Annotated in this window: 19 protein-coding genes; 12 read left to right on the plus strand and 7 right to left on the minus strand. The window is 65.8% G+C overall.

The genetic code is table 11. From position 1 onward, the window contains the following. Window positions 1-30 precede the first annotated feature (30 nt). Entirely contained in the window at window positions 31-396 is a 366-nt protein-coding gene (trxA, locus tag H6678_05755) for a thioredoxin (GenBank protein MCB9473296.1), read from the minus strand. Between the two features lie 239 nt (window positions 397-635). On the opposite strand from trxA, the gene H6678_05760 reads away from it, so the two are divergent. The 8 genes from H6678_05760 (at window position 636) to H6678_05795 (ending at window position 10581) form a co-directional block, all read left to right on the plus strand. Continuing rightward, entirely contained in the window at window positions 636-1406 is a 771-nt protein-coding gene (locus H6678_05760) for a TetR/AcrR family transcriptional regulator (GenBank protein MCB9473297.1), read from the plus strand. A 58-nt stretch (window positions 1407-1464) separates the two neighbouring features. Beyond that, window positions 1465-2517, plus strand: a complete 1053-nt coding sequence (aroF, locus tag H6678_05765; protein MCB9473298.1) for a 3-deoxy-7-phosphoheptulonate synthase — start codon at window positions 1465-1467, stop codon at window positions 2515-2517. Between the two features lie 137 nt (window positions 2518-2654). Beyond that, window positions 2655-3863, plus strand: coding sequence for an isochorismate synthase (locus tag H6678_05770; GenBank protein MCB9473299.1), 1209 nt, complete (start codon window positions 2655-2657; stop codon window positions 3861-3863). Then, a complete protein-coding gene (gene menD / locus H6678_05775) occupies window positions 3847-5595 on the plus strand; it encodes a 2-succinyl-5-enolpyruvyl-6-hydroxy-3-cyclohexene-1-carboxylic-acid synthase (GenBank protein MCB9473300.1) in 1749 nt (582 codons plus the stop codon). The genes H6678_05770 and menD overlap by 17 nt, the downstream gene beginning before the upstream one ends. After that, complete coding sequence (locus H6678_05780) at window positions 5592-6371, plus strand: alpha/beta fold hydrolase (protein ID MCB9473301.1); 780 nt, start codon at window positions 5592-5594, stop codon at window positions 6369-6371. The genes menD and H6678_05780 overlap by 4 nt, the downstream gene beginning before the upstream one ends. Window positions 6372-6394: 23 nt before the next feature. After that, the gene (gene menB, locus H6678_05785) at window positions 6395-7216 is read left to right on the plus strand and encodes a 1,4-dihydroxy-2-naphthoyl-CoA synthase (protein ID MCB9473302.1); all 822 of its coding nucleotides are present in this window, start codon (window positions 6395-6397) and stop codon (window positions 7214-7216) included. A gap of 27 nt (window positions 7217-7243) precedes the next feature. Next, window positions 7244-8119 carry a 1,4-dihydroxy-2-naphthoate polyprenyltransferase gene (locus H6678_05790; GenBank protein MCB9473303.1) on the plus strand — a complete coding sequence of 292 codons (876 nt, stop codon included), beginning with the start codon at window positions 7244-7246 and terminating at the stop codon, window positions 8117-8119. Continuing rightward, window positions 8116-10581, plus strand: coding sequence for an AMP-binding protein (locus tag H6678_05795; protein MCB9473304.1), 2466 nt, complete (start codon window positions 8116-8118; stop codon window positions 10579-10581). The genes H6678_05790 and H6678_05795 overlap by 4 nt, the downstream gene beginning before the upstream one ends. Here H6678_05795 and H6678_05800 read toward each other — a convergent pair. Next, the gene (locus tag H6678_05800) at window positions 10562-10963 is read right to left on the minus strand and encodes an acyl-CoA thioesterase (GenBank protein MCB9473305.1); all 402 of its coding nucleotides are present in this window, start codon (window positions 10961-10963) and stop codon (window positions 10562-10564) included. The two genes, H6678_05795 and H6678_05800, sit on opposite strands and share 20 nt — an antisense overlap. A 75-nt stretch (window positions 10964-11038) precedes the next feature. Here H6678_05800 and H6678_05805 point away from each other — a divergent pair, with 75 nt between their 5' ends. Both H6678_05805 and H6678_05810 read left to right on the plus strand, forming a co-directional pair. Then, a complete protein-coding gene (locus H6678_05805; GenBank protein ID MCB9473306.1) occupies window positions 11039-11803 on the plus strand; it encodes a TSUP family transporter in 765 nt (254 codons plus the stop codon). A 410-nt stretch (window positions 11804-12213) separates the two neighbouring features. Beyond that, window positions 12214-12750, plus strand: coding sequence for a hypothetical protein (locus H6678_05810; protein ID MCB9473307.1), 537 nt, complete (start codon window positions 12214-12216; stop codon window positions 12748-12750). Between the two features lie 60 nt (window positions 12751-12810). Here H6678_05810 and H6678_05815 read toward each other — a convergent pair whose 3' ends face one another. From H6678_05815 to H6678_05825, 3 genes are all read right to left on the minus strand, one after another. Beyond that, window positions 12811-13731: an isoaspartyl peptidase/L-asparaginase gene (locus H6678_05815; GenBank protein ID MCB9473308.1), complete on the minus strand. Its 921-nt coding sequence runs from the start codon at window positions 13729-13731 to the stop codon at window positions 12811-12813. Window positions 13732-13820: 89 nt separating this feature from the next. Continuing rightward, window positions 13821-15239: a hypothetical protein gene (locus H6678_05820; GenBank protein ID MCB9473309.1), complete on the minus strand. Its 1419-nt coding sequence runs from the start codon at window positions 15237-15239 to the stop codon at window positions 13821-13823. Between the two features lie 621 nt (window positions 15240-15860). Next, on the minus strand, window positions 15861-17213 hold the full coding sequence (locus H6678_05825) for a SpoIIE family protein phosphatase (protein ID MCB9473310.1): 1353 nt from the start codon (window positions 17211-17213) through the stop codon (window positions 15861-15863). Window positions 17214-17481: 268 nt separating this feature from the next. Here H6678_05825 and H6678_05830 point away from each other — a divergent pair, with 268 nt between their 5' ends. Next, a complete protein-coding gene (locus H6678_05830) occupies window positions 17482-19014 on the plus strand; it encodes a DUF2235 domain-containing protein (GenBank protein MCB9473311.1) in 1533 nt (510 codons plus the stop codon). Between the two features lie 43 nt (window positions 19015-19057). On the opposite strand, the gene H6678_05835 is transcribed toward H6678_05830, so the two are convergent. Next, complete coding sequence (locus H6678_05835; GenBank protein MCB9473312.1) at window positions 19058-19444, minus strand: hypothetical protein; 387 nt, start codon at window positions 19442-19444, stop codon at window positions 19058-19060. Window positions 19445-19651: 207 nt separating this feature from the next. Here H6678_05835 and H6678_05840 point away from each other — a divergent pair, with 207 nt between their 5' ends. Then, window positions 19652-20341: a VIT family protein gene (locus H6678_05840; GenBank protein MCB9473313.1), complete on the plus strand. Its 690-nt coding sequence runs from the start codon at window positions 19652-19654 to the stop codon at window positions 20339-20341. 409 nt (window positions 20342-20750) lie between these two features. Here H6678_05840 and H6678_05845 read toward each other — a convergent pair whose 3' ends face one another. Beyond that, the gene (locus tag H6678_05845) at window positions 20751-21290 is read right to left on the minus strand and encodes a hypothetical protein (GenBank protein ID MCB9473314.1); all 540 of its coding nucleotides are present in this window, start codon (window positions 21288-21290) and stop codon (window positions 20751-20753) included. Window position 21291: the final 1 nt, after the last annotated feature.

The following is a 21291-nucleotide window of genomic DNA, read 5'->3' on the forward strand; positions in this document are numbered from 1 at the left end:
CGTGAGTCCACCCCCGATTGCCGAGGTGTGTCAGTTCTTGCTCTGGGCGGCGATCTTCTTGCGGACGTCTTCCATGTCCAGAGCTTCGATCTTGCCGATCAGGTCCTCGAATGCGGCCTCGGGCAGTGCGCCCGCCTGACGGAAGACCATGATCCCGTCGCGGAAGCCCATGATCGTGGGAATCGACTGGATCTTGAGCTGCGCGGCCAACTGAGGATTGTTCTCCGTATCCAGTTTTCCGAAGACGTGGTCGGGATGCTTCTCGGCAGCGGCTTCGAAAATCGGGCCGAACATGCGGCAGGGGCCGCACCAGGAAGCCCAGCAGTCCACCAGCACGATGCCGTCCTTGGTCACGGTTGCTTCGAAGTTTTCCAGGTCCAGATTTTGAGTTGCCATTGGTGGCCTCCGTTGTTTTTGAATTGCGCCCTATATAACCCAAAAGTTATTCAGATGCAAGTGGCAACGAGATTTTTTGTCCAATTGTGGCCTCTGTCCGGTCGTGGCCCTGGAATGCCTGTCCATCCCGATTGAGGATCCGGAGCGTCGGCAGTAGATTGACCACCCGGTCACTGACCACCTGGTCAGTCGTGCCGATCGATCCGGAACAGGCACTGCATGTATGGAAGGCCCGGCCGATGTCGCTGCCCGATCCAGACCTCGACCTGAGTCCCGTAAAGGTCTCACCCGAGCTGGCCAACGCCACCACGGCCTACCAGCAGCTGGACCCACGCAAGCAAGCCAGTATTTTCGCGGCGGCTGCCGAAGAGTTTTCTCGCAAGGGCTACAGCTCGGCCTCGATGAATTCGCTGGTGCGCAATGCGGGAATCAGCAAGGGAAGCCTGTTCCAGTACTTTCGCAGCAAACAGGATCTGTTCCTGGGCTTGCTGGAACTGGCGACCAGCGAGGTGCGCCACTGGCTGCGTGCCGTGCGCGACGAAACCCGCGAACAGCCATTGCCCCTGAGGCTGAGACGCCTGCTGTCCAGCGGGCTGGTATTCATCGACGGTCATCCACGCCTCGCGCGTCTCTATTTCCAGTTGCTGCAATCGGGCGACGCGCCCTTCGGCGGCGAGCAGCTGAAAGCCCTGCATCGCCGCAGCCGCCGCTTCCTCGCGGGAATCCTGGAAGAGGCGGCCGCGCGTGGAGAACTGCGCCCCGGGCTGGACATCGAGCGCGCGTCCTTCCTGGTCAATTCGGTCTTCGAACGCTTCCTGCAAGCCTGTTACATGGAGCACCTCTCGCCCATGGATCACGGCAAGGACCATGACCCGCTGGCATTGGAAGCCTGGATCGATGATCTGGTGGACATGATGACCGGCGGCCTCTGCCAACAGCCCGAACCGGGCGCCGAGCCCAGCGACACTCACCCTTCTGCCCCGTCCGGAAAGGATGCCCCCAATGGCTGATCGACCCGCGTCCTCCCAGGGCGCTCGCCGTACCCTGCTGGTGCTGGAATTCGTCCCCATGCCCGATCCGGAACTGCGGGACCGCCTGCTCGAGAGGGCACGCCAACTGGGGCTGGACCTGCAACTGCACTTCCAGGGGGCCCGGCCCTTCGCATTCGCTGAGCTGGCCCAGGCCGATCCACGCCTCGTGCGCGAACTGGCGGCCCTGACCGGCATCCGCCGGGCCTGGACCCAGTCGCTGCCCTGGATCCTTGCGGGGCGTGACTGGCAGAGCGAGGACACCCGGATTCCCGTGGGGCGCATCACGTTCGGCGGAGACCAGCTGGTCCTGATGGCCGGCCCCTGCAGCGTGGAAAGCGCTCCGCAGATCCTGGAGCTGTCCAGTCTGCTGGCACGCGAGGGCGCGCACATTCTGCGCGGAGGAGCGTTCAAACCCCGCAGCAATCCCTACTCCTTCCAGGGCTTGCGTCACGAAGGATTGACACTGCTGCGACAGGCTTCCCAGGTCTCCGGCCTGCCGGTGGTCACCGAGGTGATGAGCATTGCGGACCTGGATGCCGTGGCCGCTGTGGCCGACGTGATCCAGGTGGGCGCTCGCCTCTGCCAGCACTTCGAGCTACTGCACGAGCTGGGCCGCATCCAGCGACCGGTGTTGCTGAAGCGGGGCTTTGGCACCACGCTCGAGGAACTTCTGCTGGCCGCCGAGCACATCATGGCGCACGGAAATCCCCGTGTGATGCTCTGTGAACGCGGGATCCGCACCTTCGAGACCGCGGCACGCTACACCTTCGACCTGAATGCGATTCCCATTCTCAAGCAGTGGAGCCACTTGCCCGTGATCGCCGATCCGTCACACGCCACGGGCAACGCCCGCTGGGTGGGGGCGGTGGCCCGGGCCGCGGTGGCCGCCGGCGCCGATGGCCTGATGCTTGAAGTGCACGAACGCCCGGACACGGCGCTCAGTGACGGGGAGCAGAGTCTCACACCCGCGGCATTCTCCGGCCTGCGGCGCGAACTGGAAGCACTCTGCGAGCCTCTCGGACGACGGATGGCCCCCGTGGGCCAGGGTGCACCCGGCCCGGAGCGATATCTGGCGGGCAGCCCGCGGTGACCGAGCGCGGACATGAGCCCTGGCGGGAGCTTCGCGATCGATTGGCCTCTCAGCAGCCACTGAGTTGCCGCGGGGCCAATGGATTCCGACTGGAGTGGCTGCTGCCGGCGATGGCCCCGGAAGGCTGGATCCGCTGGATGCGACAACGCAATGACGGCTCGCGGTGGTTCTGGCAGGCCCGGGAAGGACACTGGCAACTGGGGCTTGGGCAGGCTCGCCGTGTGGACCTGTCTGCGCCCGACGCGCGCCTGCCCGCCGAGATCCGGGGACTGCTGATCTGGCCTTTCTCCTCGAGTCCGGAGAATGGAGACTGGGGCGAACTGGCCCATCCGCGCCTGCTGGAGCCCAGGTTTCATCTGTGTGGTGACTCTCGCGGGCTGGAGCTGAGCTGGACCTGCGATGCCCCTGACACGGCGTCTGCCCTGGCCAGATTGCAGGCGCTGCTGGCCGAACCGGTGTCCGACAGGCCCTCGCGTGTCCTCAAGGCGCACCTGCTGGCCGACTCATCGCGCGAGCAGTGGAATCAGGGCGTGGCCAGGATTCTGGAAAGATTCGACTCGGGCGCGCTGGAGAAGTGTGTGCTGTCCTGCTGGCGCGACTACCAGTGGGATGCGGCACCCGATGTCTTCGAACTGCTGGAGCGTTTGCCCGCCGACCAGGGCACACGATTGGTGGTTGCCGCGGGCGACGCGGGCTCCTTTCTGGCGCTCAGTCCCGAGAAACTCTACCGCCGTGGCGGTCACGAACTTTGGTGCGATGCGCTGGCCGGCACGCGCCAGGCCGGACACGCAACCGCCAGCCCGGATCTGGAGTCCGAGCTGATGGACTCGGACAAGGATCGGCGCGAACAGGCTCTGGTCAGCGCGGCACTGGTGCGCGAGCTGCGCGAGGCCGGCGCCACCCGGATCGACTGCGGGCCCGTGCACACCAGCCAGGCGGGTTCCCTGCTGCACCTGCGCAGCACGGTGCACGCCGGACGGACGCCCGACTCGGGCGACCTGGCGCTGGTGCGGACCCTGCATCCCACACCCGCCCTCTGTGGCACCCCGCGGGAGGCCGCGCGCACATTGCTGGCCAGTCTGGAAAGCCACAGTCGGGGCCTGTACGGAGGACTGGTCGGGCCACTGAGCCCTGACTGGACCGAGTTGAGCGTGGGGATTCGCAGTGCCCGACTCCAGGGGCGCACCCTCAGGCTGTACGCGGGTGCCGGACTGGTGCCCGGGTCCGATGTGGACGCCGAATGGCAGGAAACCCGCCACAAGCTGGCCGTACTGGAGTCGGCGCTGGGGCTGCAGCCCGAGTCATCACCCCGTTCGAGGAGCACCATGCATGCCCATCGGCACTGAGAACCGCAGCCAACTGGTGGCCAGCCTGGTGGTGGAAGAACTGCATCGCAAAGGCCTGCGCTTTGCCGTGCTCTGCCCGGGCAGCCGCAACACGGCGCTGACCATCACACTGGTGGAACACGGCGGCTTTCAGCTTCAACGCGCGCATGACGAGCGCGCCGCTGCCTTCATGGCGCTGGGGTGGGCGCGGGCCAGCGGTCAGCCAGCCCTGGTGCTGACCACTTCGGGCAGCGCGGTGGCTCACCTGCTGCCCGCGGCCGTGGAAGCCGATCAGGATGATCTGCCGCTGCTCTTGCTTTGCGCCGATCGCCCTCCTGAGCTGCGTCACACGGGTGCCAACCAGACCGTGGAGCACGCGGGACTGCTGGCCTCCGTTCTGCGCGCGTCTCTGGACCTGCCCCTGCCCGACGACCGCCGCCCGCTGGACTGGCTGCTGGCCTCGGTCGACGAGGCCGTGGACCGCTGCAAGGGCCCACAGGCTGGCCCCGTGCTGCTCAATCTGCCCTTCGAGAAACCTCTGGAACCGACGCCGTCCCCGCTTGAAGTGGCCTGTCTCACGGGACTTGAGAGCTGGCGTGCCAACGGACAACCCTGGCGAGCCGGTGGCTACGGAGCACCCGCGCCCAACCCCGATGCCAGTGCGCAACTGGCCCGCTTGCTTGCAGATGCTCGCCATCCGGTCTTCCTGCTGGGATACACGCGGCGTCACGAAGATGCGCTGGCGGTCGCGGCACTGGCCAGCTTGCTGGGGGTGCCCCTGCTGGTCGATCTGCTCTCGGGCCTGCGTCTGGATGGCACACAGCGGAATCTGGTCCGACACGGCGACTTGCTGGCGCGTCTGAAATCGCCCCTGCTGGAGCGCTGCGACGCGGTGATCCAGTTCGGCGCGCGCCTGGTGTCGTCCGCGCTGGGCGAGTTCGTATCCCAGCGGGAGACGCGTGCCCTGGCCTGTCTGGATCCTTCGCCCCGGCGTCTGGACCCCACCCACAGCCAGGCCCTGCGGCTCTGTGTTCCGGCCGGGCAGGCTGCGGACCTGGTCGGCAATGCCTTCGCAACGGCAGGACAGCCGGATCGAGCCTGGGCGGACGAGCTGATGAACGCGGATCGGCGGATCGAACGGAAGCTCAGCCAGGAATGCGACACACTAGGTACCGGGGGTGAAGTGGAACTGGCGCGCCTGCTGGCTCGCGAGCTGCCTGCCGGACACGCCATCTGGTGTGCCAACAGCATGCCCGTGCGCGACATGGCGCGCTGGGCCGGCGAAGGGCAGTGCCGTCAGGTGCTGGCCGCGCGAGGTGCCAGCGGCATCGACGGCACGCTGGCCTCGGCCCTGGGAGCCTGCCAGGCCCTGGCTGGGCCGCTGACCCTGTTCTGCGGCGACCTGAGCCTGCTGCACGATCTCAACTCCCTGCTGCCCGTGGCCCGCAGTTCGGCTCCACTGACCATCCTGGTGGTCAACAACGAAGGCGGCGGCATCTTCCATCATCTGCCCGTGGTTGCCAACCGGCACTTCCATCCCTGGTTCGACACCCCGCACGATGTAGATATCCAGCAGGTTTGCGGGGCCATGGGACTGCCTTCGTGGTGCCCAACCGGGCTTTCCGGCTTGCGTGATGCGCTGGCGGCCGCCTGGAGCAGCGGACGGCCCGGTCTGGTGGAATTCCGCTGCCCGCCAGGAGCGGCCGCCACACGCCAGCGGGACCTGCTGGAAGCCTTGGCGAACCTGGCATGACCCGTGACACGCGCGCCACCGACGCGCCACGCCCCAGCCTGCTCCTGCTGCACGGCTTCATGGGATCCGCGGACGACTGGAGCCCGCTCCGACTGCAGGACGTGGCGCGTGTCACCGCGCTGGACCTGCCCGGACACGGCCTGCCACCCCAGAGCTGGCCTGCCGGTGGCTCGGGTTTCGAGCGCACGCTGGACTGGCTCGAATCCGCGCTGCGCCAGTGTGGACCGCGGCCCCGCTTTCTGGCCGGCTATTCCCTCGGAGGGCGCCTGGCGCTGGCGCTGGCCCTGCGCTGTCCGCATGAGCTGGACGGACTGATTCTGCTGGCATCGTCCGCAGGACTTGCCGGAAATGACGCACGCACCGCACGCCTCCGGCTGGACGAGCAACGGGCGCGTGAGTTGGTGCAGGACTTTCCGGGATTTCTGGACAGCTGGTACCGCCAGCCATTGTTCGGCGAGCTGAGACACCGTCCCGGATTCCCGGCGGTGCTGGAACGGCGCCTGCGCAGCGATCCCCGTGAACTGGCGCGCGCGCTGGTCTTCTTCAGCCCGGGCAAGCTGCCCGTGTTCCAGGAAGAACTGGCGCGCCTCGATCTGCCCGTGCTGCTGCTGGCGGGCGAAGAGGATGCGGCCTATGCCACGCTCTCGCGGAGTTTGCAGCAGCAGCTTCCCCGGGCACAGCGAGTGGTGTTGACCGGCGTCGCCCACGCCCTCCTCGAGGAGGACCCCGCGGGCTGTGCGCGGGAGATCACACGATTCATCAATCAGATCGGCTGACGGTCAGCCAGAAGGAGGACGGCATGAGTGCGGTGGACTGGCAGGCCAGCGGAAGCTGGCAGGACATTCTGTACCACAAAGCGGAAGGCATCGCCCGGATCACGATCAACCGGCCCGAAGTGCGCAACGCCTTCCGGCCGAAGACGGTCATGGAAATGCGCGCCGCGCTCCAGGATGCGCGCGAGGACAGCCAGATCGGAGTGATCATCCTCACCGGTCAGGGGGAGCTGGCGTTCTGCTCCGGGGGCGACCAGCGTGTGCGTGGCGATGCGGGTTATGACGATGGCAGCGGCGTGCTGCGACTGAACGTGCTGGACTTCCAGCGTGAGATCCGCAGCTGCCCCAAGCCCGTTGTCGCCATGGTCGCGGGCTATGCGATCGGCGGCGGCCATGTGCTGCACCTGCTGTGCGACATCACCATCGCGGCCGACAATGCGCGCTTCGGCCAGACCGGTCCGCGCGTGGGCTCCTTCGACGGCGGGTACGGAGCCAGTTATCTGGCGCGCTGCGTGGGGCAGAAGAAGGCCCGCGAAATCTGGTTCCTCTGTCGCCAGTACGACGCCCAGCAGGCCCTGGAGATGGGCCTGGTGAACACGGTGGTGCCATTGGCCCGGCTGGAAGAGGAGACCGTGGCCTGGTGCCGCGAGATGTTGGCCAATTCGCCGCTGGCCCTGCGCTGCCTGAAGGCGGCCTTCAACGCCGACTGCGATGGCCAGGCCGGACTGCAGGAGCTGGCCGGCTGCGCGACGCTGCTGTTCTACATGTCGGAAGAGGGCCAGGAAGGACGCAATGCCTACCTGGAGAAGCGAGCCCCCGAGTTCGGTCAGTTCACGCGTCACCCCTGAGCACTCGCGGATTTCGTGGAAGGTGAGATGCACAAGCTGACACTCTGGCTGGGCGCCTTTCGTCCGCGCACTCTGGGAGCGGCGCTGGCACCCGTGGCGATGGGAGTTGCCTGGGCGGCCGCGCATGGCACACGCCAATGGATGCTGGCGGTCCTGGTGCTGCTCTCCGCCCTGCTGATCCAGATTGGCACCAACCTGGCCAACGACTACTTCGATTTCCGCAAGGGCGCGGACACGGCGGAACGCATCGGGCCACGACGTCTTTCCCAGAGCGGGTTGATGTCACCCCGGGATGTGCGCCGGGCCTTCGTGCTGGCCTTCGCGCTGGCCGTTGCCATTGGCGCGGTCCTGCTGGCCCGGGGCGGGTTGCCGATCTTCGTGATCGGTGTGCTCGCGGTCGCCTTCGGGGTGCTCTACACGGGCGGCCCGTTCCCGCTGGCCTACAATGGACTCGGTGACGTGTTCGCCTTCGTGTTCTTCGGGCCGGTGGCGGTGGCCGGCACGGTCTGGGTACTGGCGCTGGAATGGGTGCCCCGGGCGGCTCTGGCCGGAGTGGGTCCGGGACTGCTCTCGGCGGCCCTGCTGGTGGTGAACAATCTGCGCGACCGCGAGCAGGACCGGGTGGCCCGCAAGCGCACCCTGGTGGTGCGGTTCGGTGTCGGTTATGCCCGTTCGCAGTACATGGTCTGCCTGGTGGGGGCCGCGTTGATTCCCGTGTTCCAGGTCTGGACGGGCGCGGCGGGACCGGCCCTGCTGCTGGCCAGCGCGTCCATTCTGCTGGCACTTCCCGCGGCCCGGCTGGTCCTGACGGCCCAGGGACCGATTCTCAACCAGGCCCTGGCGGGCACCGGCAAGACTCTGCTGCTCTACGGGCTGGCCTGGTCCGTGGGAATCCTGGTGTGAGCCACCTCAATCTGGAATGGGGCAGCCTGGAGCTTCCGCTGGTTCGCCCCCTGCCCGTGCGTGGACGCGCCGTGTCCCGCCGAACCGTGCTGTACCTGCGCTGGCGCAATGCCCAAGGACACGAAGGCTGGGGCGAAGCCGCACCCCTGCCGGGCTTGCACCGCGACACACCCGCACAGCTGCAAGGTCTGCTGGCACGCCACGCCCGAGCCTGGGGCCAGCAACTGTCGTTGTGGCTCGACAGTCCCCAGCAGCCCCTGCCCGGATGGTCGCCCGCGGCACCCGCCTGTCTGGAGTGCGCCCTGGACCAGGCCGCGCTCGGTCTCTGGGGAGATATCCACTCGCAACGTCCATGGCAGTGGCTGGGCGCGCCCCGCGAGAGCACCCTGCACGTGGCGCCCCTGCTGGATCACGCGGGTCTTCCCGCCAGAATCCCGGTCCAGCCCGCGGTGTACAAGATCAAACTGGCAACGGAATCCCTGGTCGAGCAACGTCTGCAGCTGACTCGCCAGCTCCAGCGACTGGAGCTGGCGCCCGGCTCGCTCTTGCTGCGTCTGGATGCCAATTGCCGCTTGACCGAGCATCATCTGCCGGAGATCGCGCGCTGGCGGGATGACTTGCCCGTGCAGTGGCTCGAGGACCCCTGTGCATCACCGGCACTCAGTCGCGCCTTCTGTGATGCGCTGAATCTGCCGCTGGCCCTGGACGAAGGGCTTCCGCTGGACGCCGATCAGGCAGAGCAGGCGGCCTTCATCGCTCGACACCGTCCGCAGGCAGTGATCCTGAAACCAGCCCTGGCCGGAGGAGTGAACAGGCTGCGCCAATGGCATGCGCTCTGCGCGGACGCGCGCTGTTCCCTCGTGTTCTCCAGTTGTTTCGAAAGTGCCTGGGGACTCCAGCAGCTCGCGGGCTGGGCAGCCGCGATTGCGGCGCGGACCGCCCACGGTCTGGGCACCCATGGCTGGCTGGCGCCCGAGCCCGGCACACCCATGCAGCGTATGATGACTCGTTGGCCACTGTGGCACGAGCCTCGGCGTCCGGTTCTGGCCTGGCAGCGCGTGCGCAGCTGGTTCCGTTCCCAGAAGCCTCTCGTGCTGGGCCAACTTCCGGGGCTGTCGGGTGCCGTGGCTGGGCGAGGTCCGGCGCACGCCCTGGGTCTTCCACTGCCTTCCGGGTTCGTGACACCTCCGGCGGGCCACCGGATCGCCTGCCGCTGGCCCGCACCGGGCATGCTGCCCCAGGCTCCGGGCCAATTGCTGGAGCTGCTGCACGCCGGATGTGATGTGTTTCCCCAGGACGCGCGCCAGCCGCTGGTCCAGGCCGACGCGCGTGCACACCTCGCGGGCTGTGATCTGCGGCTCGAGCTTGAAACCGGTCAGTGGAGTCCCTTCGAGCCCGGCCCGGCGCGGGTCCCGATTCCCGGACCGGCGCCCCATCTGCTGGTGGCCACCGGGGGATCCAGCGGACGCACACGCATCGTCTGCCATGGCCTGCGCTCGCTGCTCGCCAGTGCGGCGGGAGCCAACGCACGCATGCCCTTTGCCCCCGGCGATCGCTGGTTGCTGGCCCTGCCCCTGCATCACGTGGGGGGGCTGGCCCTGCTCTTCCGGGCCCTGCTGGGCGGTGGGGCGCTGGTGTTGCCCCGGACTGGCGAAAGTCTGGCTGCCGCTGTGATCCGCACCGTTCCCAGCCATCTGAGTCTGGTGCCGACCCAGTTGCGTCAATTGCTGGCCAACCCGGCCTGTGTGCCTGCGCTGCGGGCCGCACGCCTGGTACTGGTCGGGGGCGCCGCGCTGCACGAGGAGCTGCGCAGGCGATCGCTGGCCCTTGGGGTTCGGGTCGCACCGTCCTGGGGACTGAGCGAGAGCGCCAGCCAGGTCTGCACGGCTGTGCCCGGAGCGGCACCCGCGGGATCAGATGTTCGGGCTGGATGTGGCGAGGTGTTGCCGGGCAGGGAGGTGCGTGTCCGAGCCGGGGAGCTGCAGATTCGCGGCAGCATGCTGTGTGAAGGCTGGATCGAGCAAGGAGGTTTTCGCCGGGCGCCCCGAACCGATGGCTGGTTCCCGACTGGCGATCTGGGACGCGTGGATCGAATGGGACGCCTGCAGGTCCTGGGGCGCCGCGACCGGATGCTGGTTTCCGGCGGCGAGAACCTGTATCCCGAGATGATCGAGAGCCATCTGCTGGCCCATCCATTGGTCGAGGAGGCCTGTGTGCTGGGCATTCGGGATGAGCACTGGGGACAACGGCCGGTGGCCGTATTGCGCCTGCAGTCCGGTGTGATGGAGTTGCCCGCTGACTGGCGAATCTGGCTGAACTCACAGCTGGCCCGCCCGGCTCAACCGGATGCATGGTACCGCTGGCCCGAAGGACCTGGCGCATTGAAGACACCCTGGGGTGAGCTGGAGCGGCGGCTGGCACGGGGCGAACTGGACCGCTGGCTCAGTCCTGGAGTGCGCTGAGTCCCTTCCGCAGGGAGTCCGGCAAGGGCCGTGGGCGTTTGTCATCGGCATCGAGGAAGACATGCCAGGTATGGATCTCGCTGGCCAGGGTCTCATCCAGCATCAGGCTGCTGCGGAGGGTGAAACTGGACTCTCCCAGTCGCGCCGGCACGATCCGGATGCTCAGGGCATCGCCCATGCGCAAGGGATGCCGATAATCGGCTTCGACGCGCACCACCGGAAGCAACCAGCGCCCGTCCGTGAGCATGCCTTCGATGCCCCAGCCCAGATGGCGCATCAGCTCTTCGAAGGCGATGTGTGCCAGTTCCAGGTGCCGGGGAAAGAAGACCACACCGGCGGCATCCGTGTGTGACAGGTTGACCCGGGTCTTGACTTCGAACATCTGGACTCCCTTGGTTTGGGATGCAATGTATCCAGCGGCAGTCGCCCGGACAAGGCGACAGACAGAGGAGACGGAATGCTGCCGGTTCTCGCGGATTCACCCATGCTGCTGCTTCTGCTCTTCGGCACGGGCTTGCTGGCCGGGTTCACCGACTCGATCGCCGGGGGTGGCGGTCTGCTGACCGTGCCCGTGTTGCTGGCTGCCGGTCTGCCGCCCCAGGTGGCGCTGGCCACCAACAAACTGCAGAGTTCCTTCGGCAGTGTGACAGCCAGCACGGTCTATCTCCGCAAGGGGGTCGTGAGCTTCAAGGGCCTGCGCCCGGCGATCCTGCTGGTGATCCTGGGAGCTTCAGCGGGCACTCTGCTGGTGCAGCGCCTGGATGGCAGCCTGCTGCGTTCCATGATCCCCTGGCTGCTGCTGGCCGTGTTTCTGTTCTTCCTGTTTCGCCCCCGGCTGGGCCTGGTTGAATCGCGCAGCCGCCTTGCCCTGTATCCGCTGCTGCTGGTCTTCGCGCCGCTGCTGGGGTTCTACGATGGGTTTCTGGGTCCGGGCACGGGCAGTTTCTGGACCTTCGCCCTTGTGCTGCTCGGTGGACTGGAACTGCGTCGCGCCACGGGCCTGACCAAGGTGCTGAACATGACCAGCAACCTGGTGGCCCTGTTCTGGTTTCTGCTGGGAGGGCAGGTCTGGTTTGCCGGGGGCCTGGTGATGGGGGCGGGCCAGCTGCTGGGCGCGCGGCTGGGCGCGGGGCTGGTGGTGCGCCGTGGTGCGGGATTCGTGCGCCCGGTCTTCCTCGTGGTGGTCTTTCTTACCCTGATCAAACTGTGGAGCAGCAACTGACCCTCGTGCACCCGGTTGACCGGGAGTGTGGCAAGCGTGTGTCGGCCGCGAATTATACCCTTTCCAGAATTTTCCCGGAAGTCAGGGCCGTGTTATTCGTGTTCCCGGAAATCGCTGCGCCGCGAGAGTTCCATTTTGATCCGGCATGACGTATTATGGGACCTGCGCGGGAAAGCACCGCTCACCGGCGCGCTGCGGCCACTGCACTGAACATTTTCTACGGACGAAGATGGCAGTCGCTGACGCTGCGTTTCTGCAAGGATTCTTGCGTTGACGGAAGAAAATTGAATGTGGCCGGTCTGTTTCGTTGTAGCACATTGGCGTTACACAGCTTGCACAGTTAAACCGGTTTCACCCCGCGACAACCCCACTCGCCCCGGTCCGGACGGGAGAATTCCAGGAGGTACTTCATGGCCCGCAAGTTCGGAACGGTAACTGCCGCCATTGCCGAAGCCCTGCGCCACCACTACCGCAAGGATGACGGTATCGAGATCTTCAACGACCCCAAGCAGAAGCGCAAGCGCATGGAACGCATTCCGCGGGTCTATTCGGCACCCCGCTTCGACGAGGAATCCGTGCTGGTCGGTCTGGACATCGCCGTGGTCAAGGGCAAGCAGGTGCTGGCCCTGGCACGCATCTTCGAGGGCGTCCAGACCGAAATCAGTGAGGTGCTGGGTGTGCTGAACGCGATCATGCTGTCCGACAAGCTGCGCGTTGACGGACGCAGTTTCGTCCTGCAGGATACCCGGGTGGTGGTGGCCATTGCCACCTCGGGCCGGGGAGTGGGGCAAGGTGTCTATCCGCGTCTGGAAAAGCGCCTTCAGGCCCAGCTCGATGCCCTGCAGAAGCAGGATCAAGCCAAGGGAATCGGCAGCCTCAGCCTGGCTGTGGCCACCGCGGCCGGCATCGAGAACCTGATTCTGGAGTCACCCGCCCGGCAGGACTGAGAGTTCGCGACCCCGCAACGGCGCCCCCCACGATCAGCCCGGTCGTGGGGGGCGTCGTGCTCAGGGAAACCGCAGCGGAACGCATTCCTGCACGGAACCGACCTCACCCGCGAAGTAGCGCGCCACCGTGCCTTCCAGGTCGTTGGCTGCCACGCATATTTCGCCCGCGGCGCTCATCAGGTGCAGGAACACCGGGCCAAGATACCCGCCTTCCAGGCTGCGAAGATCTTCGAGCGCCAGGCGACAGGCATTGCGCACAGAATGCCCCTGCTGAAGCAGCGCCACCGCCAGACGGGCCGTGCCCGCACGGATCGTCATTTCCCCCGTGTGTGTGCAGGCGGCGGCGCCGTAGCGCTCATCCACGTACAGGCCGGCACCGATCACGGGCGAGTCACCCAGCCTGCCCGGATATTTCCAGGCCCAGCCCGTGGTGCTGGTGCCACCCGCCATGCGGCCCTTTCCGTCGCGGACAAGCAGAATGGTCGTGCCCCGCGCGATGTCCGGGCGTGCCCCCGGCCAACTGAGCGGTGCCAGGGGGCGCGGTTCCTCCACCCCCGAGGCATCCAGCCCGAGTCCCGACAGCCACTTGACGTGCTCCTTGGCTGCCTCGTGTGACAGGGGAGGTTCGGTGGCCAGGCCACACTCGCGCGCGAAACGTTCGGCGCCCTCGCCCGCCAGCAGCACATGGGGCAGGCGCTGCATCACCTGACGGGCCAGGCTGATCACGTGCAGGCAATTGCCCACCGCGGCCACCGCACCACTGAGGCGGCCCGCCCCTTCCATGATCGCCGAATCACACTGCATGCCGCCCAGCAGATTGGGAGAGCCGCCCAGCCCCACCGAGCGCACGGCGGGGTCCGCTTCCACGGGGCGAATGCCCGCCTCGACCGCATCCAGTGCGCTGCCCCCGGCCCGCAAGACCTCTTCCGCAGCCCGGATGCCGGGGCCTCCTTCACTGCCTGCCAGGATCAGACTCGCCATGCTTGCTCCTTGTGTGTCAGGCGCTGACAATACAAAACGGGGTCCGGAAATCCGGACCCCGTCTTCAGGTCGATTCGAGATGCTGCGGACTACTGCAGGCTGTTCATGTAGTCGATGGCATTCTGCAGCAGGGACATCGAGTAGGCCGGGTTGTGGGCGCCACGGCTGCCGTCCACGGTCACGAACTCGTAGGCATAGGCGGCCATACGCATGTCGGGGGTGGTGGCGGTGGGGCTGCCCAGACTGTCTTCGGGCACGCCGATGGCGGCCAGCAGCTCAGCCAGCTTGTTCTCGATCTCGGTCTGGAAACCGTTGACGTTGAAGTCAGGCGGGTTCTGGTGGCAACCGGCGCAGGCGGCGACACCCGGGTTGAAGTCGTGGATGCGCTCGGTGCTGCCCTGCACGGACACCATGTGGCAGCTCAGGCAACCCTTGCCCAGGTTCTGGTGGGTGTGGTCACGGTCGTAGGTATAACCGGCGATCTCGTAGCTGCCGTCGCCCAGGAACATGTCCATCTGGGGACTGCTGTGGGGGCCGAAATGGGCGTTGCCGTTAGCAATCTGGCCTTCGACATTGGCCACGTTGCGGCGGGCATGGTGGCACTGCACGCAGGACTGGCCCGTGCCATAGCCGGTATAAGTGCGGGCTTCGTTGGCGTCATACACGACAGTGTAATCATTCAGGTCGCGCAGCTGAGCTTCGTTGGGGCCGCCATGAGGATCGTGGCAGGCCACGCAGCCGATCAGGCTGGCGTTCTCGGGGTTCGGGGCACCCGCGTAGTCGGGGTCATTCAGGCGAATGAAACCTTCGGCGGTGTGGCATTCCACGCAGGAACTGCGGTTGAACTCGCTGTCGAATTCTTCCTGATCGGTGAAGCCATGGGTCTCATAGACCATGCCGTGACCGGACTCGGCCCACTGCTCGATCTGGTGGGTGTGGCAGCTGCCGCAGATCGCCTGGGATTCGCCGTTGACGAAACGGGTGGCGAAGGAGATTTCGGGATCATGCTGGTAGATCGTGGGGCCCATGTTGCCGTGGCAGGCTTCGCACTGCACACCCTCGAGGGCAGCCATGCGGGACATGTCTTCGGCGGTCTCACCGGGCCAGAAATCGTCGAATCCGCTATTGTCCGCGCCGTTGCCGGCGGTCAGCACCGTGTCACCGAAGGCGACGGGGGCGTCCCAACCGGTGGTGTGGCAATGCAGACAGTAGGGATTGTTCTCGTTGCCACCGTCCACCAGAGTCTGGTAGGCCATGGCGTGACCCGTGGTCGCCCACTGGTCGATGGTCTCGGAATGGCAACCATGGCACGATACCGCATCGTTGCCGACATACGTGTAGGCCGGATATCCCGGACCCATCGGACCTTCGGGACCAGCGGGACCCTGAGGTCCTTCGATACCCTGCGCACCCTGCAGCCCGTTCGCACCGTCGTCACCCGCGCAGCTGAACATCATCAGCGAAAGGCCGCACGCGATCAACAGCGACAGGTTGAGTTTCTTCATCATCTCACACACCTCCAGTTTCCAATTGCTTCGCGCGCTCTATCCTGATTGTCACGGAAGCGTCTCGCGATTGGCCCCAGAATAACAATCCGGGCTTTGGGAGGAAATTGACTTTGGTCAAGAGTGGGGGGTATGTGGTGAAAAAATTCACATTTCGATGACTTTCTTGCGGGAGCCACACGCGCCAACACCCTCTAAAGCCAACAATGGCAGGGATTTGTGCCGAATCTGTCTCCATTGTGTGTGCCTGTTTCAACAGGCATTGCAACACATGGCAATCAAGGGCTGGATTTCCGGAGATCCTGCCGTCAAGTCTCGGTTGTGGGAAGTTTCCGGCTGGATTCTGTGCCGCAAGCAGGGCGACATGGTGTGGTCGCACACCCTCGCTGGATGATTGGGGCAGTTCCCTGGGCAGAGGCGGCATCCATTACATCATATGGTGAGCATCAGGGACCCGGGGCGCGTGGGCATTCTGGTCACGTTCCAGCATTGACGGGCATTGCGGCCAGGCAGGCGTTCATTCATGGGCTTGAGGAGGGGGCAGGGCGGCTGGACAGCGTGCGACAGGAGCCGGGCGAGGGGCCCGGGTCCGTTGCTGGCCGGAAGAATCCGGTCAGATCCAGGTCACTCGGCGGGTTCGGGCTGATCCAGGACGAGCATGGTCAGGTCATCCAGCTGGGGCTGGTCGCCGGTGAACTCGGCCAGGGTCTCGAAGAGTTCCTCGATCACCATGGACGGCGAGGTGCCGGCCTGCAGATTGCCCAGGCGTTCGATCAGGCGGGCTTCGCCGTACTCTTCCTCTTCGTCGGCCTGGGCTTCTGTCACACCGTCGGAGTAGACGACCAGTCGTTTCCCTGGGCTCAGCACAAGACTGCCCGATTCATAGCCGACTCCGTCGAAGGCCCCCACCAGCATGCCGCCACAGTGCAATTCCTCGTAGGTCCCGCTGGTGTGATCCAGCAGCAACGGCGGATTGTGGCCCGCGTTCACATACTCGAGTTCGCGAGTTGCGGGGTCGTAGACGGCGAAGAACAGCGTGGCGAACTGGCCGTCGGTCGTGTCCCGCACGAGTGTCCGGTTGACGTGCGCCACCACCGTGGCCGGTGATTCACAGTGCTCGGCGTGGGCCCGCAGACTGGCGCGCAGAGTGCACATCAGCAGTGCCGCGGCCGGACCCTTGCCGCAGACATCGGCCAGGGCCAGTCCGATGCGTCCTTCCGGCAGGGGAAAGAAGTCGTAGTAATCACCACCCACATGGCTGGCGGGAATGCTGATGCCGGCCACGCGCACACCGCCGCTGAACTTCTCAGGACGGGGCCAGAGACCGTTCTGGATTTCGCGGGCCAGTGTGAGCTGTTCCATCACGCGGGCGTGTGCCAGGGATTCCCCGTGCAGACGTTCCCGTTCCAGGGCAATTGCCGCCTGATCGGCCAGGGCTTCCAGCAGGGCGCGGTCCTCGCCATCGAAGGGGCGATTGCCCGAGCGGTTGAGGGCCTGCAGCACGCCGATCACCGCACCATCCGGGCGCCTTACGGGCACGCAGATCAGGTTGCGCGTCACGAAGCCGCCGCGGGAGACATCCCCGAAGAAGCGCGGATCCGTGGCGGGATTGTTGATCGTGACGCTCTCGTCGTGTGCGGCCACCCAGCCGCAGATTCCCTGCCCGGCAGGAATGCGCACTCCCTGGATCTCGCCCCGGGCCGGGCCCGTGGGAATCTGAAGCACCATTTCCCCGGTGGCCGGGTCATGCAGGAAGAGCGAAGCCGCTTCGCTTTCCACGATGCGGGCCACGGAGTTGAGAATCGAGAGCAGCAGTTCGTGGGTATCGGGGCTGGAACTGATCAGGGCGATCTGCTCGACCAGCATGCTGAGACGTTCCTTGGAGCAGCGGGACAGCGCCAGACTGAGGGCGATCCTCGAGGGAGTGGTTCCAGGAATCAAGGCCCGTTGTGCCGAGGAGGAGAGTGAGGGGTCCATGGGATTCCTTGCCTGCTGAACCGGCTTTCCGCCGGCACGGATGTCCAGTCGATCCCGGGCGCCTCGCTGTGTGACAGGCTGCCCGGGGGGTGGGGGCCTCAGCCGGCAATGATCGTGAAAGCCCTTACAATAGACAAGGATTTCACGACCCGCCATGATTGGCAGCGTCTGGCAGCCCCTGTCCACGCTTGCTATTGTTCGGTGCCCCAGGGCATATTGACCCGCCCCCCACGACGCTCAGCCTTGATTCAAATCGAAAGGACCTCCCATGCGCGATCTCATCGTCTGCTGTGACGGTACCTGGAACACTCCGGAACAGATGGACCAGGGGGTGCCGGTACCCACCAACGTCGTGCGCCTGTACAATTCCCTGGCCGAGCGCACCAGCACGGGACGTGAGCAGCTGCGTTACTACCACCCGGGTGTCGGCACCGAGGGGGGCTGGGTCCAGCGCCTCAAGGAAGGCGGCATCGGGGACGGCCTGGCCCGCAACATCCAGAGTGCCTATCGCTGGCTGGCGGGAAACTGGCAGCCCGGCGACCGGATCTTCCTCTTCGGATTCAGTCGGGGTGCCTACACTGTCCGCTCCCTTGCGGGCATGCTGGGCACCTGTGGTCTGGCGGATCTGCGCGGCTGCGAGGAGGGTGTGCTCTGGAAACGCGTCGAGACCGTGTTCACCCAGGGCTACCGCAAGGGCAGGCCCGCGGCCGACTGGGGCAAGGAGTGGGTCTTTCACGAGCCGGTGCCCGGGGACCGGCGCATTCCCATCGAGCTGGTGGGCGTCTGGGACACGGTAGGCGCGCTGGGCATTCCCGACGACATGGCCCTGCTGAATGTCTTTGATGACCGCAACCAGTACACCTTTCACGACACGCGGCTGGGAGCGTCCATCCGGCATGCCCGTCACGCGATCGCGCTGGATGAGCGGCGCGAGACCTTTGAACCCACCCTCTGGGAGGACGCCAACGACGGCGACCGTGTGATCCAGCTCTGGTTTCCGGGCGTGCACAGCGACGTGGGAGGTGGATACGCCGAAACCGGGCTCTCCGATGGTGCGCTGAGCTGGATGATCGAGCAGGCCCGCACGCTGGGGCTGGAGTTTCGTCCCGGCATGCTGAAACAGATCCATCCGGACCCGCGTGGTGTGCTGCATGACAGCGCCACGGGTGTGTTCAGTCACCTGCGGTCTCGCCCACGCTCGATTCCCGATCTGAACGGATCTGCCGACTCACTCCTGCATGCCAGCGTGATCGATCGGCGCGAGGATCCCCCGATTTCCCAGGCGCCCTACCGTCCCAGCCGTCGCCTGGACGCGGGGCAGAGCATCGAGCTGACCGTCTGGGCCAACGAGCGCTGGAATGCGTCCGAGTTGTTCCTGGAAGCGGGTGTGCCGCTGGAATTGACGGCCAGCGGCCAATGGCTTGACCGCAAGGTTGCCTGTGGCCCCGCGGGGACCAGCGATGGCAAGTTCCAGGTGGCCGAGCTGGCACACCTCGGAGGAGCGCTGATGGGCAAGCTGGAAGGCATGTTCAAGTCTCTCAGCAAGAATCGCCAAGCCGACTTCATCGCCACTCGCCGAGTTGAGAAGCAGCCCTGGATGTGTCTGCTGGGCATGCTGCTGCCCGCGCCAGACGCACTGGGGCAGGCAGTGGGCAAGGAGCCGGAACTGGTGGTGATAAAGGAAGGCGTGCGCTGGACACCCAGCGTGTCGGGCTATCTGTACACCTTTGCCAACGATGCCTGGCACTTCTATGGCAACAATCGCGGCAGCGTCCGGTTGCGGATCACACGCTCGGTCTGAGCATCGAGGGCCAAGGAGTCGACCCGGTCCGGAGGAGTCAGGTTCAGGACAGCGTGACACCTTCGGGCAGTGTTTCGACAACCATGTCCGCAAGGTCTTCCAGGGGCGTGTCCGGCGCCAGGACTTCAGCACGCAACCATCCGCGCAAGGATGACTCCGCCAGTTCCACCTCGACCCACAGATGGGTATCGCCTCCGAAGGCGAAGTGTCGGGACTGGATCACGCGCACCGCCTGGCCCGGAGCCAGTTCGGCACGGACCACGAATCCGTCGGGGCGATCGAGCATGGGCGAGTTGAACACCAGCGCGTGCTGATGTCTGGCTGTGACGACCGCCGGTCGCTGCAGTTCGGGTGGTGTGAATCGGATCTCAAGAAAGGCCAGGGCAAGCGCGAGCACAAAGATGCCGCCGACGACGACGAGGGGTTCCATGAGTACCTCCGTGGGGTGAGGACTGTGGCTGCGAACAACGAGCTTCCGCGTTGAATCGGCTTGCGCAGACAGTTTGTTCAGGCGATCGCATGACCCGCAAAAGCAATGATCAAGGTGCCTATATCGACAGCGCCAAAGCAAGATGAACCTCGCCGCCACAAATTTTTCTGATTCCTGCCCCGAATCCAGCCTGGAGATTCCATGAGCATGTCCCATCGCGAGCGCCACCGCTCCCATCGCAGCGGTTGGCTGCGGGCCGCCGTCCTTGGAGCCAACGATGGTCTGGTCTCCACCGCCAGTCTGGTGGTGGGAGTGGCCGCCGCGGGAGCCGATCGTTCCAGCATTCTGCTGGCGGGCGTGGCCGGGCTGGTGGCCGGGGCCATGTCGATGGCCGCGGGCGAATACGTCTCGGTCAGCTCCCAGGCTGATACCGAAGGCGCGGATCTGGCCCGCGAGCGGGACGAACTGGAGCACGACTGGGACTTCGAAGTGGAAGAGCTGGCCCAGATCTACCACCAGCGTGGAGTCGAACTTGAACTGGCCCGGGAGCTGTCCGTGCAGCTGATGGCCCACGATGCCTTGGGTGCACACGCGCGCGAAGAACTGGGCATCAGCGAACTGACCACAGCGCGTCCTCTGCAGGCGGCCCTGACATCCGCCGCGACATTCGCGGCCGGAGCTGCTCTGCCACTGCTGCCGGCAGTTGTGATCCCCGTGACCTGGCTGGCCTGGGCCGTCAGCGGACTGACCATTGCCTGTCTGCTGCTGCTGGGCAGTCTGGCGGCCCGCACGGGAGGTGCACCGGTCTGGACCGGAGCCTGGCGTGTCACGCTCTGGGGCGTGATGGCACTGGTCCTCACGGCGCTCGCCGGCCACTTTGTGGGCACGGGCGTCTGAGCGGACCCGTGCCCGGCGAGAGTTCAGAATCCGGCGGGACTGGACACCTGCCGCTCTCACAATCATGTGCGTCACGAACAATCGCCAGGGCCGACAACAAGTTGCGTGCTGGGTGGAACTTCTGAGAATTCAAGTGTCCAACAGCCACTTCGCGATGCGTCGGACACGCCGGATTCCCACACGGACATCGTAGGGACTCGGAGCGCACGCGGGGTGCGTCTGGCCCGCGAATTGCTTGGCCAGCCAAGGGTCCGCGCAGCCCGGGCTGACTCCGGGCAACCGCGTTCGCTGCCTGGTTCACCATTGTTCTCATCAGCGTACACACAGCGTGGGGGCGTCCGGCTGGGACGCCCCCTTTTTGTTTCTGGGCGCCGGGACTCCCAGCGGCGGGGCATGCGCGACTGCGAGTTCAGTTCCTGTTCAGGTGTCCGATATCCAGTTCCCGATTGGCAAGGCGCAGTTTCTCACCCGGGCTCAGCTTGCGATAGTCCCTGGGCAGTGGGTCACGCATGTGCGCGTATCGCGGATTGAGGTCCGACCATTCGAAATGGTCAGGGCGCACACACAGCCCCGCGATGGACGGCACGCAGTGCATCTCGCGCAACGCTTCGTCCAGTTCGTCCGGCGGGATCTCCTGGATTTCGTAGGGGCCGTCCCACAGAGGGCCTCGGCGCATGAACCAGGAATTGTAGCGCCGTGTGTGCCGGATCTGGACATGGTTCATCAGGCCGGAAATGCTGCCGATTTCCCGCTGTGACACCATCAGCGCAGCCATGCCCGGCATCAGGCACCAGGCGTGGAGTCGGCAATTGTGCAAACGGCAGCCGTCCTCGAGCAATTGCAGGTATTCCAGTGCATTCCAGACTTCCCGGTAGAGCATTTCGCGTGCCACCACCCAGGCCTGTATCCGGTAGACCCGATCCTGAACCAGTTCCCTTCTGCGTGCCATG

Source organism: Candidatus Delongbacteria bacterium, assembly GCA_020634015.1.
GTDB lineage: Bacteria > CAIWAD01 > CAIWAD01 > CAIWAD01 > CAIWAD01 > JACKCN01.

Coding starts and splice junctions, on each gene's coding strand:
- H6678_05780 (MCB9473301.1), top strand. CDS start 5,592: ATGACCCGTGACACGCGCGCCACCGACGCGCCACGCCCCAGCCTGCTC.
- trxA (MCB9473296.1), bottom strand. CDS start 396: ATGGCAACTCAAAATCTGGACCTGGAAAACTTCGAAGCAACCGTGACC.
- menB (MCB9473302.1), top strand. CDS start 6,395: ATGAGTGCGGTGGACTGGCAGGCCAGCGGAAGCTGGCAGGACATTCTG.
- H6678_05825 (MCB9473310.1), bottom strand. CDS start 17,213: ATGGACCCCTCACTCTCCTCCTCGGCACAACGGGCCTTGATTCCTGGA.
- H6678_05760 (MCB9473297.1), top strand. CDS start 636: ATGTCGCTGCCCGATCCAGACCTCGACCTGAGTCCCGTAAAGGTCTCA.
- H6678_05830 (MCB9473311.1), top strand. CDS start 17,482: ATGCGCGATCTCATCGTCTGCTGTGACGGTACCTGGAACACTCCGGAA.
- H6678_05770 (MCB9473299.1), top strand. CDS start 2,655: ATGCGACAACGCAATGACGGCTCGCGGTGGTTCTGGCAGGCCCGGGAA.
- H6678_05810 (MCB9473307.1), top strand. CDS start 12,214: ATGGCCCGCAAGTTCGGAACGGTAACTGCCGCCATTGCCGAAGCCCTG.
- H6678_05790 (MCB9473303.1), top strand. CDS start 7,244: ATGCACAAGCTGACACTCTGGCTGGGCGCCTTTCGTCCGCGCACTCTG.
- menD (MCB9473300.1), top strand. CDS start 3,847: ATGCCCATCGGCACTGAGAACCGCAGCCAACTGGTGGCCAGCCTGGTG.
- H6678_05805 (MCB9473306.1), top strand. CDS start 11,039: ATGCTGCCGGTTCTCGCGGATTCACCCATGCTGCTGCTTCTGCTCTTC.
- H6678_05800 (MCB9473305.1), bottom strand. CDS start 10,963: ATGTTCGAAGTCAAGACCCGGGTCAACCTGTCACACACGGATGCCGCC.
- H6678_05845 (MCB9473314.1), bottom strand. CDS start 21,290: ATGGCACGCAGAAGGGAACTGGTTCAGGATCGGGTCTACCGGATACAG.
- H6678_05840 (MCB9473313.1), top strand. CDS start 19,652: ATGTCCCATCGCGAGCGCCACCGCTCCCATCGCAGCGGTTGGCTGCGG.
- H6678_05815 (MCB9473308.1), bottom strand. CDS start 13,731: ATGGCGAGTCTGATCCTGGCAGGCAGTGAAGGAGGCCCCGGCATCCGG.
- H6678_05820 (MCB9473309.1), bottom strand. CDS start 15,239: ATGATGAAGAAACTCAACCTGTCGCTGTTGATCGCGTGCGGCCTTTCG.
- aroF (MCB9473298.1), top strand. CDS start 1,465: ATGCCCGATCCGGAACTGCGGGACCGCCTGCTCGAGAGGGCACGCCAA.
- H6678_05835 (MCB9473312.1), bottom strand. CDS start 19,444: ATGGAACCCCTCGTCGTCGTCGGCGGCATCTTTGTGCTCGCGCTTGCC.